This is a genomic window from Mycobacterium sp. NGS66, assembly GCF_059812225.1.
In genome coordinates this window covers 129349-141127 of the sequence record NZ_JCALCG010000001.1, presented here as the reverse complement: position 1 = coordinate 141127, position 11779 = coordinate 129349, and the positions used below count along the sequence as shown (strand labels likewise).

Here is an 11779-nt window from a genome sequence, read left to right as displayed (position 1 = left end):
AACAATCTTCGCTGCTTGCAAGGATGGCCTCATGCCGGCTGCTGACCTGATCATTGTGGGATCCATCCGCACCGTCGACGATCTGCAACCCACCGCTGAAGTCCTCAAGGTCTCGGAAGCCCGCATTCCCGCGCCGGGCCGTAAAGTTCACGGCGAATGACCCGGCTGGCCGCCGACATCAACGGCGACCGGCCAGAGGTGTCGGGGCTGGCGGCGACGATGACGGTCGCGGCGATGGGCCTGGGCTACAGCATCACCGCCGCCGACCCGACCATCCTCTCGGCGAACATCTCCGAAGTTCGCGCAGGCCTGGCTATGTCGCCCAGTACCACCAGCTTCGTGGCCAGCTTGGCGACCTTGAGTCTGGCGGCGGCGGTGCTGGGCGCCGGTGCGCTGGGAGACCGGTATGGCATGCGGCGGATGTTCACCGTCGGCCTGCTCGGCACTATCGGTTTCGGTGCAATGGCCGCCGCGGCGCCCAACAGCGCGGTGCTGATCGTTGCGCGGGCCGGGGCGGGCGTGGCGTTCGCGTTCCTGCTCGGCTTGTCGCTGGCGATCATCAACGCGGTATTTCCGCCGCAGCGCCGGGCGGCCGCAATCGCCCTATATCTGGGAGCGGGTTTCGCGCTGACGACGCCCATGCCTGCGTTGGGCAGCCTCCTGGCCGCGCATGCAGGCTGGCGCACCGGGTTTCTCGTCGCACCGGCCGCCGCGATGATCGCGCTGGCTATTCATCTTCGGTTTGTGCCCGAACCACCGCGCGCGCCAGGCCGACTCGACATTGCGGGCCTGTTGCTCATCGCCGCGGCCTTGCTGGCGCTGGTCTACGGCATCTCACAATTGCAGGGCGGTCCGCACGCCGGTGCGCTGGTCCCGCTGGGCATCGGTGTCGTCGCGGCGGTGGCATTCGTGTTCCGCGAAATGCGTGCCTCCGAGCCGGCGCTGGATCTGCGCATCTTCCGCTCCGGCCGCTTCAACGCCGCGGTGACCGCGGGAGCGACGTTCAACTTCTTGACCGGAGGTTCGACGATCCTGTTCGCCTTTTATCTCGTTACCGTGCGTCGCGAGTCACCGGCGGTGCTGGGACTGCTACTGTTGCCTGCCACGGCGCTGCAGGCGCTGGCCGCGACAGCCTCGGGGCGCGCCGCCCGAAAGTTCGGTGATCGCGTGGTTCTCGTCAGCGGGCTACTCCTGCTGGTCGCCGGTCTTCTGGTGTTGACCATCGTCGACGAGCACACCTCGCGGGTCGTGTTCTTCGTCGCGGTGGCGCTCAACGCCGTCGGCGGAGCGGTTGTGCAGACGCCGCAGTCGACGATCATGATGTCCAGTGCCCCAACCGATCTCGGTGGATCGGTGTCTGCGGTCAAATCGGCCGTGGGTCAGGCCGGATACTCGCTGGGTCCCGCGTTGTTCGCCCTGATCGGCACCACGCTGTTCGCCCAGGACGCGAGGCGAAGGCTCGCTGGCTCCGACGTGAGCGTCGAGCAGGCGCGCGAGGCGTTTCGCGTTGCACACGCCACCTCCGTGGCTTCGACAGGTGGAGCGAATGTCGTTGACCCGCAGCGTGCTCGGGAGGTAGTGGAGGGCGCGACCGCCAGCATGGTCGACGCCATCCACACCTTGAGCCTCTTGATGACCATGGTTCCAGTTGCCGCCATCGTCCTGGCCCTGGTGTTGCTCCGCCCGACCGGACGCCAAGCCGAAGAGGAGTACTGACGAACCAGCAACAGCATTCGTGCCATGCCGGGTCGAATCCCTTTGTGACACTGCGGAGTTCAAGCTATTCGGGCTGGTTCAACTCAAGCAGGTTGCCGAATGGATCGCGCAGGAAGGCTTGCTGCCCGGCGCCGCGGACCAGCAGCACGCGCTGGGTGTCGGACTCCATCAGGTGCACTTGCTGTTGGTGCGGCCCTTCTGCTGCAGGGCTATTCGACCGGATGGACACTGACCGGCGGGCCCGGTCCCATGGCCAAGACGGCCCAGCCGCCGGCAGCGGCAGACAAGACGTGCCAGGCACCGTGGTACTGCCACCAGCTGTCGGGCCGGCACAGCGGCGACCCCGAGCGTCCGGCGGCGTAGGCGATCAGTCCCAGGACGAAGATCCCGGCCGGTTTACTCCATGCCGACCATCGATGCCGGCGCGTGCTTCGGGCAAAGCCGGCGGCGTAGACCGCTGCTGCGGCGACGATGGACCAGTCGTGGGCGAGCTTCGCCCATGACGGCTGCGGCCCGTGGTAGGCGAAGCTGCCGGCCCCGACGGCCGCCAGCGCAAGTCCGGCGGCGCCGGCCAGCGGCGCCCTGACCCGCACGACCCAGGGCAGCACGGCCAACCCGGCAATGACGTAGGCCAAGCTGGTGACTGCCAGAACGGGTTGCGCAAGTGCGCCGACCACGATCCGCTCGCAGTCGGAGTTACCGAAGCTCACGGCAGCACTCATGACCACTCTGAGCGGAATAGTAATTGTCGGGCCGCCGAAGCAAGTCGCTGTCTTAGACTCGGGGCAAGCTCGGGGTCTGGACGTTAGCGAATGGGAGGCCTTATGAGGATGTTTGTTCGCCGCGCGGCGGCCGCGATCGCGGTGGCATTAGCGCCCTTGGCGTACGCCACGGTGGTGATGCCTGGTGTCAGCTCGGCCCAACCGCCCGATTGCGGCCCGGGTAACTGGTGGAACCCAGGAGCTAACGCGTGCCAGCCTGTGGCGCCGCCGCCACCGGATTGCGGTCCGGGCAACTGGTGGAACCCTGCGACCAATGCCTGCCAGCCCGTAGTGCCGCCACCACCGCCGGATTGCGGTCCGGGCAACTGGTGGGACCCGGGAGCCAATGAGTGCCGGCCAGTCGTACCACCCCCGCCGTCATAACTTTGGCCATAGCGCCATCGACGGGTTTTGCCCTCGGCCAACGCAGGGCAAGACGACTGCCGTCGCCGCGGCAGTGATACTCCTGACAGGTTGCGGCGGCGGCGGGTCAACCCAGGCGACCGTGACGGTGACGTCCACGCTCGAAGTCACCAAAACGGTTGCGGTGACCTACCCGCCGCCGTCGTTCGCTCCCAAGACGACCATCGAAACCGATGGCACGTATCGAGTGGGCGTGGACATCGTCGCCGGCACATATCGCTCGGCCGGCGCCAGCCCGCAAGGCGAATCCGATTGCTACTGGGCGAGACTGAACAGTCTGAATCCAACCCACATCATCAGCAACGGCCTCGGCACGGGTCCTCAGGTGGTCACGGTCCAGCCGGGTGACACCGCATTCTTGACGCACAGCTGCCTTACCTGGCAGAAGGACTGAAAGGTCACTCCCGGTGGCGTGTCCAGTCAGTGAATGCGGGCGCTACCGCCGAGACCGACCTCCAGCACACTGCCGGTGATCACCCCTGGGTCGGCGACCAGGTAGAGCACTCCGCGGCTGACGTCTTCGGGTTGCAGCCACGGCAGCGGTATCGGGTTGGCTTTCATCATCCGGCGCACCAGGTCGTCGGGAACGTCGTCACCTCCGGCGGGCTGCACCATCGGCGTCTGCGTCGTGGTGGGACAGATGACGTTGACGGTGATGCCCTCTTTGGCGACCTCAAGGGCGACAGACTTGGCCAGCCCGATGATCCCCCATTTGGTGGCGTTGTATGCCGCCAGATCGGGGATGCCCATTCGGCCACCCATCGACGACGTCACGACGATCCGGCCGAAGCGCTGCCGTCGCATCACCGGTAGGGCCGCCCGCAGGGTGTGAAACACACCCGTCAGGTTGGTGTCGACCAGCTGCCGCCACACCTGATCACTGACCTGCTCTAACGGCCCGGTACTCACAATGCCCGCGTTGGCCACCACGATGTCGAGACTGCCCATGTCTTTCACCGTCTGCTCGACCGCCGCGTCGACCTGAGCCGCGTCACGCACGTCGAGGGTTATCGGCAGGCAGCGTCGGCCCAGCTGTTCGACTTGCTTGGCGGTGTTTCGCAGGTCGTCCTCGGTGGCCAGCGGGTAGGTCAGATCCGTCATCGCACCGGGCGCATCGGCCACCACGATGTCGGCCCCTTCGGCCGCCAGCGCCAGGGCATGTGCGCGCCCTTGCCCTCGACCGCCTCCGGTGATCAACGCGACTCGTCCATCCAGGGCACCCATAGGCGGCAAGCCTAGCCGGGCCATCCGTCAGCTCCCCGCCAAGTGCCGCAATGGATTTGCCGCGGCCATCCGGTCAACGCGACGCCTGCGCCTAGGCTGGCTGAATGAGCGTCGGTGAGCAGCGCGCTGGAGTCGATCTGACCAACCTCGACCAGCCGCTGTTTCCGAATGCCGGAGCCACCAAGCGCGACTTGGTGGACTACCTGGATGCGGTTGCGGACAGGATGCTGCCTGGACTCGCCGGCCGCCCGCTCACCGTACTGAGGGTGCTGCGCGGACGTGCGCCGTTCATGCAGAAGAACGTGCCCAAGTACACCCCGGACTGGGTGCGAACGGCCACAATTTGGGCGGAGGCATCGCAGCGCAAAGTCCGTTATCCCATCTGCGACGACAGGCGCACACTGCTATGGCTGGCCAATCAGCGTGCCGTCGAGTATCACCCCACATTGGGCTTGGCCGACGACATTTACCGGCCCACACATCTGGTCCTCGATCTCGACCCACCCACCGAAGATGACTTCGCCGCGGTGGTCAGGGTCGCATACCTGGTAAGACAGGCTTTGGCAGATTGCGGACTCGCCGGTTCGGTGAAAACCAGCGGCGCCAAGGGCATCCATGTCTTTGTGCCTGTCGACGACCACGCCCCGGTGGACGACGTGGCTGCAGCGACACGTGCGCTCGCGGCACGTACGGAAGCACTCGAACCCACCCTTGCGACAACTGCTTTCATCATCGAGGACCGGGCGGGCAAGGTGTTCGTCGATTCAACCCGAGCCGGCGGAGCGACCGTCGCGGCTGCGTACAGCCCGCGCCTGCGAGCGGGCACGCCGGTGTCGTTTCCGTTGGATTGGTCCGACCTGGACCGCGTCAATCCCGCTGACTTCACGGTGCATACCGCAGTCCGCGCGCTTTCCGGCCGCGACCCGTGGGCCGAGACGATGGTGAAACCTCAGCGACTGCCCGATGACCTCATCGAGCAGGGCCGCACGATTCCGGTCGCCCGAGTGGCTGCGATGCACGAAGGGAAGCGACGTGCGCGGGAGCGGCGGGCGACCGGTGAGTCGTCGGCTCAGGTCCAGGGGCCGGGGTAGTGGCCGTTTTCGTCTTGCACCAAGACGATTTCCTTGCATTCGCCGCTCGTCGGGGTTTCGCCGCGGCACACCAGCGTCCACCCGGATATCCGTCCGAAAGGCCGCACGGACCAGCTCGACGCCACCGGGTTGGCGGTGGGCAGACCGAGCACCGAAAGCGAGCCATCGACGTGTGTGACATAGAGCCGGTCGCCGAAGAAAGTCAGTTTCGAAACCGCCAATTTACTGGCTTCGTCTCTGCTTTTCAATAAGTCCCACTGCTGGGTGCGCAGATTCCACACGCCGAACCCGAACCGCGACTTATCTGAGCCGCGAGCGTCGACGAACAATTTCCCGTCGGACAATGTGGCGACCAGTCCGCCTCCCGAAATCCGGTCGCTGTCGCCGAATTTGACAATAGATCTGGTGTTCAAGTCCCAAAATATGGTGGACATGGTCGACGGGTCGGCGGGATCTCGCCGCGAAATCTTCACCAGCTTGTCGGGTCCCTCGGACAGCTCGGCTTCGACGGCCGCTATGTCGTTGTCCTGAAATACCGCTTCGCCGGTCGGTAGCCTCAGCTCCGCTCCCGACGGCTTGCCCGGCGTCGTATTCCGTTGGAAGGCAAGGATATCCTGCCACACCTGCCCGGGCTGCGGGTCAGTCCATCCCATCGTCAGGTCGGTGTTGGACAGAATGACGGTGCGCGGCGGCAATGCCGCGCCGTGTCCGTCGCCGAAAGCGTTCATCCAGGCCACACCGGATATGGTGGGGCCCAGCCGCCATTCTTTAGGCGCGGACAATTTGAGGTCGGGTGCGGGAGGCTGAAGTTCTTTCGTGGCCAGCGGCTTATCCGACTTGAGGTCGAATAGATATGCCGTGGTCTTGGTGGCCTCGGGTGGTGCGCCGACGGTCGTGACGACATACATGACTTTCATGTCGTCGGCCGTATTCGACAGCGCGCATAGGCCGCCGGTCACATTTTCACCGGCAGGCACGGCCGGAACGGCTGGCGTGCTGAATTGCCCCGTTTTGATATTGAAGATCTTCGGGCGAATGTCCTCGAGTGCTGATTTGCTGGACGAGAATCCCTCGGGACAGCCGAAGTAGACCGTGCCGCCGTAGCTTTTCCAGTCTTTCGCCAATGGACTGGTTGCCGGAGCCGGCATCGCGACCGGCATGGTGGTTGGGGAAATGGAGGTGGTGTGCACTACCGCGGGCGGTGACGCGGTCTTTGATGTCGTGCAGGCCGCGCACGAGACGACGGCAGCACCGGTCGCCGCCAAGGCGATTCCGCGTTTGGCGATACTCATCCGCGTAGTGACACTGATCTACAAATCCCCCGTTATGTCTCTGCGCGAAAAGCCTAAAGGCCTTCGCGGACGACTGCGACTCGAGCGTCGTGGGTGGCCCGTCGTGGTAAACCGAAAGCCATGACTGCGCTTGCCGAAGAGACACGCTGGATGGACGCCACCGAACAGGCCGCGTTGGTGGCCAAGGGCGAGGTCACGCCGAGTGAGCTGCTGGAGGCGGCCATCGAGCGGATCGAGCAGTCGAACCCGTCGTTGAACGCCGTGGTCATCGAGTGGTTCGAGCACGCCCGCTCGATTGCCGCCGACCCCGGTCTGCCCGACGGCCCCTTTCGCGGCGTCCCATTTCTGCTCAAGGACCTCTACACGAGTTTCAAGGGCCAGACCCTGTCCAACGGCAACGTCGCGCTGAAAGAAGCGGGCAAGATCGACACCTTCGACACCACGCTGGTGGCCAGGTTCAAGGCGGCCGGATTGGTCATCGCCGGGCGGACGAACAGCCCCGAAATGGGCAGTCTGCCCACCACCCAGCCGCTGGCGTGGGGACCCACCCGCAACCCGTGGGCGCTGGATCGCACTCCGGGCGGATCGAGTGGCGGTGCGGCCGCCGCGGTCGCCGTCGGCATGGTTCCATTCGCCAACGCCTCGGACGGAGGCGGCAGCATCCGTATTCCCGCCTCGTGTTGCGGGCTGGTGGGGCTCAAGCCGAGCCAGGGCCGGATCACGGTCGGCCCGCAGCGCGCCGAGGCGGGGCTCGGAGTCGAACTGTGCGTCAGCCGCACGGTGCGTGACACCGCGGGCCTGCTGGATGCCGTGCGCGGTCCGGGCATCGGTGACAGCGTGATCGCACCGGCGCCGCAGCGGCCATATCTCGACGAGGTCGGTGCAGAGCCGGGCCGGTTGCGCATCGGGCTGCTCGACGTCCACCCGCGTGGCGAATTCCTGCATCAGGACTGTGTTTCGGCCGTGCGAGCAGCGGCGTCGATGCTAGAGGGCCTGGGGCACATCGTGGAGCCCGCGTGGCCGGCGTGTCTGGGCGATACCACGTTGATCCACAAGTTCATGGCGCTGTGGGCGACGCAGATGGCGATGGCGGCGCGCGCGGTCAGCGAGACGCTCGGACGCGAGGTGACCTCCGACGACATCGAGCCGGTCAACTGGGCGCTGATTGAGCAGGCGCGGGAGGTGAACGCCGTCGACTACGCCGTGGCTCAGGCCGCGGTGTACACGTTCCGGCGTGCGGTGCAACAGTGGTGGGCCGACGGCTGGGATCTCCTTCTTACGCCGACGGTCGCCGAACCGCCGCCGCCGCTGACGGAGTTCGAGAACGACCCCGAGCATCCGACGGCGCCGATGCGCCGCGGCGGCCAGTTCGCCGCGTTCACGCCGCCGTTCAACATGAGCGGACAGCCGGCGATCAGCCTTCCGTTGCACCGCAACGCCGACGGACTGCCCATCGGCGTCCAGCTCGCCGCGGCCTACGGCGCCGAAGATGTCCTCATTCGCGTGGCTGCGCAACTGGAGGTAGCGCATCCATGGCACTCAGCGCGAGCAGACGCAAAATCGCCCCAAAGTGGTTGATTCTGCGGGATTTTACGTCTGCTCGCGCATCACTCGGTGCGTCTTATCGCACAGGGCTAGGCGTGCAGTAGGCGGTCGATCGTCGAGTCGTTGTCTGGCGCAGCTGCAGTCATCAGAATGTCGTGCGCATGATCGGAGGGGGTATGGGCGGCTATCACAAGCAACACGATCTTGTTGCGATTGAGCCCGAGTACCTCGACGGTGCTGACCGGCTGCCGGTAGTAGCCGCAGAGCCGGACAATTCGTCCACCGATCGGTAGTTTCGCCGGGCCATGCGCCCATTCGGTGAGGTTGTATATCACCCGATCGATCCGCCCGAGTCGCACTGATAGCACCGCCAGTAGGTCGGGAAGTTCCTTCGAAAGGTCGTCACTGTGCGGCCACCATGCGCCATCGACATATCCGGTGGGGGGCGCCTTGGGTTTTAAGCGCAGCCGCGGGGTGTTCTGCGGCCCTTGGTCGTTGGAACGGTTGGTACGGGCCTGGGTTCGCGTCATCGACGCTCCTGTCTTGGCCGCGAAGCGGCCGCATTTCGAATCGGCAATGACGCAATCTCAAACGGTTGCGTACGACGTACTGCCGATTCCGCTGATGGTACTCGCATTCGACAGGTAGGACACGATTCGACAGAAAGCCGCATGCGATGCTGTCGATGGTTCCGGCTCGTCGCGCCGGATCTGTTGCGGCACAAGGGTATTCACCGTACAGCCTAAAGCCGGTCGGTTCGGGCCATGAAAAGGATGTGGGCTGGCAGGCTCGTGCCTGCCAGCCCACATGCGACGACGAGGATCGCTAGACGGCTGTCACTCCGGTGGCCTGAGGGCCCTTGGACCCTTGACCGACCTCGAACTGAACGCGTTGGTTTTCCTCAAGCGACCGGAAACCGGTTCCTTGGATTTCTGTGTAGTGAACGAACACGTCCTCTGCGCCGCCGTCAGGAGCGATAAAACCGAAGCCCTTCTCGCTGTTGAACCATTTCACAGTTCCCTGTGTCATACTCTTTTCAACTTCTCTCATTTCAGAATGGATGTCCGGAAAGACATCCTGCGTCAGGGTAGCACGTCGGTGTGCCAAGCCCTGAAGTGCTGTGATGGCGCGCGGTTGTGGACGGCGAATTACCTTGGCGCTGAAGCTGACAGCGTTCCGATGATGACCGCAGGGTGTAGTGTCGACAGTGAACATCTCATCGCCAGCGCTGACTCCGACTGTGGCCACAGCCGAAATAGCCCTTCGCGACTAGCTTTGTTCTGCCGATCCACACTCGTGTGTCGGTCACCGCGAAGTGGAGGATCCCCGATGGATCACCGACAGGCATTGTTCGTATCACCTTGTGCTGGCGCCGAATTCGTTGATGCGCTGGCCCCATGAACAGGGCGGTGCGGGGCCGGCGCCTGGCCAGCCCGGTCCGGCTTGCGCTGGCGATTGAATTGGGCACGTTGCTTGACGGCGCGTGGTGGCCGCATACCGTGTCGATTGCAGACGAGCTGCCCGAGCTCGTTGACGCGCTGTCCGGGCGGTTGGGTGAAATCGTCGCTATCAGCATCAACTGGACATCGTTGGAAGGTTCGTTGAATTACGATGCACTGAATCGCGCACGCATATCGGACCACGGAGGGGGGATCGAGCACCACCGCCTGATGATGGTCGCCGGGAGAACGGCGTCCGCTCGCCTACTCGTGGTGCCATGCAGTACCTCCAAAATGCTTGCCATGATGGTGTTGCGGCAAGCCGCGGACCTGCCATTGGACCGAGCCGCGCGTGATACTCGGGAATTTCGAACTAGCGAATACATCGTGTGCACCGCGCGTGCTGAAAGCTCCGCGTGTGGCCGAAGCACGCCGGATGCTCCTCTCCCGCATGCGAATACAGCAGATCCCGTCGTGACCGGCTGACACTGCAAAGCCCCTCAAAACGACCGTTCTGAGGGGCCTTTGCGTCAGCTTGCCGAAGTTAGCGGGCGCCGGGCGCCGACCGCCGGTCGAGCACCCACACCGTTGCCAGCGTGAGCACTACGGCGAATGAAGCGAGTGCGACGAGACTCCCGCCGGTGCCGCCGTGGAAGGTGTCGCGGTAGGCCGACATGGCCGGCACTGTTGCTGTGTATCGGTCCAGATTCAGCTGGCGGCCCAACGCGTCGAAGGCGTGGCGGTTTGACAAGACCAGGCTCATCAGGCGTCCGGGGGTAGCCATCTCGTCGACGGGGACTATGGCGCCACCGAACAGCACCTGGGGAAAGCAGAGCATCGGCAGGGCTAGCGCGGCCTGCGCGGCATTGTGGACCGACGCCGAGGCGAGCAGACCCAGCGCCAGCGCCGACGTCGCCTCCACCACTACCGTCGCGAAAAGGACTGCGTAGGTGTCCCATCCGACGGCGGGTAGTCGACCGAGTGCGCGCAACACCCCGAGCAGCACCGCGCTCACCGCCGCCAGCACCGGAAGCAGCGCTGCGATCTTGGATGCCACGTAAGCGCCCACACTCAGCCCAGCCAGGCGTTCGCGCCGGAAAACCGCCATCTCCCCGACGATTTGGAGCAGCCCGTAGGTCAGTCCAAAGAAGAAACCGGCGAACGCGATCCAGAACACAATCTGCGCCGGCCCCACGTCGGCCGGGCTATGGGGATTGAACGCTCCACGTTTGAACAGCGTCGCCATCATCGCCGTCACCAGCACTGGAGAGCCGAGCAGCACCGCCAGCGTCAACCGGTTGCGACACAGCACATCGACATTGCGTCGAGTGAGCAGCCACCACTGCCGGACCGCGCCGACGCGGGCGACGCCAGGGTACTGAGCTTGGGCGGCAACAGGTTTCGCCGGGACAGGCTGGCTGTTCGTGAATCGCGTCGGATTCTCAGCAGCCAGCCGCCCGTACACGTCGTTGAGATCATGCACGCCGAAGTAACGACGAGCTTGGGTCGGAGTACCGGTAAACGCGTGGTGTCCGTCGCGGGCCAGGAATACCACCCGGTCGCAGCGGTCGATGGCGGCCGGCTCGTGTGTCGTGAGCACAACGGCCACCCCACGACTACTAAGCCTGCGCAGCAGGCGCATCACATCGGCCGCGGTGGCCGGGTCCAGGCCGGAGGTCGGCTCGTCGAGAAAGAAGATCCGTGGATGGGTCAGCAGTTCCACCGCGATGCTGGCGCGTTTGCGCTGGCCGCCGGACAGGGCGCGGACGGGCACGTCGGCCCGATCGGCCAGGTCGAGGTCGTGCATGGTCTCCTCGACTATGCGGTCGGCTTCGGCCGCCGAGGTGCCTGCGGGCAGCCGCAGCCGCGCGGCGTAGCGCAGCGTGCGACGCAGCGGCATCTCGAGGTGGATGATGTCGTCCTGGGGCACATAGCCGATGCGTGACTCGCAGCTCACCCGCGCGCCACACGGGACACCGTCGTGCCGAACCTCGCCCGACGACGGCGGCGCCAGGCCGGCGAGGATTTCCAGCAAGGTCGTCTTGCCGGCGCCGCTGCCCCCCGCGATGGCGAGCAACTCGCCGGGTTCGACCGACAGCGACATTTCCCGCAGAATTTCGCGGGAGCCCATGCGCCTGCTCACGTTGACGGCGTCGACTGCGTCGCATCTGGATTCGGTTTGTACGTGCTTGGTCATGTAGCGATCATCGGTCGCCGGTGTCGTGGTCACATGAGGCGTTTGCCTCAATCTGGTTGGCCGAGCAGACGCAAACATCCCCCGACAAGCC

At 65.1% G+C, this 11779-nt stretch carries 13 protein-coding genes; 6 read left to right on the top strand and 7 right to left on the bottom strand.

Annotated features, from left to right (window positions below; genetic code table 11):
* Positions 1-31 precede the first annotated feature (31 nt).
* Positions 32-160, top strand: a complete 129-nt coding sequence (locus AC5Y2L_RS00650) for a hypothetical protein (RefSeq protein ID WP_499938528.1) — start codon at positions 32-34, stop codon at positions 158-160.
* Positions 157-1716, top strand: coding sequence for an MFS transporter (locus AC5Y2L_RS00645; protein WP_499938526.1), 1560 nt, complete (start codon positions 157-159; stop codon positions 1714-1716). The genes AC5Y2L_RS00650 and AC5Y2L_RS00645 overlap by 4 nt, the downstream gene beginning before the upstream one ends.
* 64 nt (positions 1717-1780) lie before the next feature.
* Here AC5Y2L_RS00645 and AC5Y2L_RS00640 read toward each other — a convergent pair whose 3' ends face one another.
* The gene (locus tag AC5Y2L_RS00640; protein ID WP_499938524.1) at positions 1781-1885 is read right to left on the bottom strand and encodes a VOC family protein; all 105 of its coding nucleotides are present in this window, start codon (positions 1883-1885) and stop codon (positions 1781-1783) included.
* A 40-nt stretch (positions 1886-1925) separates the two neighbouring features.
* Positions 1926-2438 (bottom strand): hypothetical protein, encoded by a 513-nt coding sequence (locus tag AC5Y2L_RS00635; protein WP_499938522.1) that lies wholly within the window; start codon positions 2436-2438, stop codon positions 1926-1928.
* A gap of 544 nt (positions 2439-2982) precedes the next feature.
* Between AC5Y2L_RS00635 and AC5Y2L_RS00630 the strand changes: the two genes are divergently transcribed.
* Positions 2983-3294: an Rv1352/Rv1906c domain-containing protein gene (locus AC5Y2L_RS00630; protein WP_499938520.1), complete on the top strand. Its 312-nt coding sequence runs from the start codon at positions 2983-2985 to the stop codon at positions 3292-3294.
* Between the two features lie 26 nt (positions 3295-3320).
* Here AC5Y2L_RS00630 and AC5Y2L_RS00625 read toward each other — a convergent pair whose 3' ends face one another.
* Complete coding sequence (locus AC5Y2L_RS00625; protein ID WP_499938518.1) at positions 3321-4124, bottom strand: mycofactocin-coupled SDR family oxidoreductase; 804 nt, start codon at positions 4122-4124, stop codon at positions 3321-3323.
* A 104-nt stretch (positions 4125-4228) separates the two neighbouring features.
* On the opposite strand from AC5Y2L_RS00625, the gene ligD reads away from it, so the two are divergent.
* Positions 4229-5215, top strand: a complete 987-nt coding sequence (gene ligD / locus AC5Y2L_RS00620) for a non-homologous end-joining DNA ligase (RefSeq protein ID WP_499938516.1) — start codon at positions 4229-4231, stop codon at positions 5213-5215.
* Here the strand turns inward: ligD and AC5Y2L_RS00615 are convergent.
* Positions 5194-6507: a hypothetical protein gene (locus AC5Y2L_RS00615; RefSeq protein ID WP_499938515.1), complete on the bottom strand. Its 1314-nt coding sequence runs from the start codon at positions 6505-6507 to the stop codon at positions 5194-5196. The two genes, ligD and AC5Y2L_RS00615, sit on opposite strands and share 22 nt — an antisense overlap.
* A 120-nt stretch (positions 6508-6627) precedes the next feature.
* Here AC5Y2L_RS00615 and AC5Y2L_RS00610 point away from each other — a divergent pair, with 120 nt between their 5' ends.
* The gene (locus AC5Y2L_RS00610; protein ID WP_499938513.1) at positions 6628-8085 is read left to right on the top strand and encodes an amidase; all 1458 of its coding nucleotides are present in this window, start codon (positions 6628-6630) and stop codon (positions 8083-8085) included.
* Between the two features lie 56 nt (positions 8086-8141).
* Here the strand turns inward: AC5Y2L_RS00610 and AC5Y2L_RS00605 are convergent, their stop codons facing one another.
* Both AC5Y2L_RS00605 and AC5Y2L_RS00600 read right to left on the bottom strand, forming a co-directional pair.
* Positions 8142-8582 (bottom strand): DUF5994 family protein, encoded by a 441-nt coding sequence (locus tag AC5Y2L_RS00605; RefSeq protein WP_499938512.1) that lies wholly within the window; start codon positions 8580-8582, stop codon positions 8142-8144.
* Between the two features lie 295 nt (positions 8583-8877).
* Positions 8878-9081 carry a cold-shock protein gene (locus AC5Y2L_RS00600; RefSeq protein ID WP_499938618.1) on the bottom strand — a complete coding sequence of 68 codons (204 nt, stop codon included), beginning with the start codon at positions 9079-9081 and terminating at the stop codon, positions 8878-8880.
* Between the two features lie 368 nt (positions 9082-9449).
* On the opposite strand from AC5Y2L_RS00600, the gene AC5Y2L_RS00595 reads away from it, so the two are divergent.
* Positions 9450-9977: a DUF5994 family protein gene (locus AC5Y2L_RS00595; RefSeq protein WP_499938511.1), complete on the top strand. Its 528-nt coding sequence runs from the start codon at positions 9450-9452 to the stop codon at positions 9975-9977.
* Positions 9978-10035: 58 nt separating this feature from the next.
* On the opposite strand, the gene AC5Y2L_RS00590 is transcribed toward AC5Y2L_RS00595, so the two are convergent.
* Positions 10036-11688 (bottom strand): ABC transporter ATP-binding protein/permease, encoded by a 1653-nt coding sequence (locus tag AC5Y2L_RS00590; RefSeq protein ID WP_499938509.1) that lies wholly within the window; start codon positions 11686-11688, stop codon positions 10036-10038.
* Between the last annotated feature and the right edge of the window lie 91 nt (positions 11689-11779).

Excerpts from the sequence above, each read along its gene's own strand:
- AC5Y2L_RS00650 (WP_499938528.1), top strand. The coding sequence starts at position 32 with ATGCCGGCTGCTGACCTGATCATTGTGGGATCCATCCGCACCGTCGAC.
- AC5Y2L_RS00645 (WP_499938526.1), top strand. The coding sequence starts at position 157 with ATGACCCGGCTGGCCGCCGACATCAACGGCGACCGGCCAGAGGTGTCG.
- AC5Y2L_RS00640 (WP_499938524.1), bottom strand. The coding sequence starts at position 1,885 with ATGGAGTCCGACACCCAGCGCGTGCTGCTGGTCCGCGGCGCCGGGCAG.
- AC5Y2L_RS00635 (WP_499938522.1), bottom strand. The coding sequence starts at position 2,438 with ATGAGTGCTGCCGTGAGCTTCGGTAACTCCGACTGCGAGCGGATCGTG.
- AC5Y2L_RS00625 (WP_499938518.1), bottom strand. The coding sequence starts at position 4,124 with ATGGGTGCCCTGGATGGACGAGTCGCGTTGATCACCGGAGGCGGTCGA.
- ligD (WP_499938516.1), top strand. The coding sequence starts at position 4,229 with ATGAGCGTCGGTGAGCAGCGCGCTGGAGTCGATCTGACCAACCTCGAC.
- AC5Y2L_RS00615 (WP_499938515.1), bottom strand. The coding sequence starts at position 6,507 with ATGAGTATCGCCAAACGCGGAATCGCCTTGGCGGCGACCGGTGCTGCC.
- AC5Y2L_RS00610 (WP_499938513.1), top strand. The coding sequence starts at position 6,628 with ATGACTGCGCTTGCCGAAGAGACACGCTGGATGGACGCCACCGAACAG.
- AC5Y2L_RS00605 (WP_499938512.1), bottom strand. The coding sequence starts at position 8,582 with ATGACGCGAACCCAGGCCCGTACCAACCGTTCCAACGACCAAGGGCCG.
- AC5Y2L_RS00600 (WP_499938618.1), bottom strand. The coding sequence starts at position 9,081 with ATGACACAGGGAACTGTGAAATGGTTCAACAGCGAGAAGGGCTTCGGT.
- AC5Y2L_RS00595 (WP_499938511.1), top strand. The coding sequence starts at position 9,450 with ATGAACAGGGCGGTGCGGGGCCGGCGCCTGGCCAGCCCGGTCCGGCTT.
- AC5Y2L_RS00590 (WP_499938509.1), bottom strand. The coding sequence starts at position 11,688 with ATGACCAAGCACGTACAAACCGAATCCAGATGCGACGCAGTCGACGCC.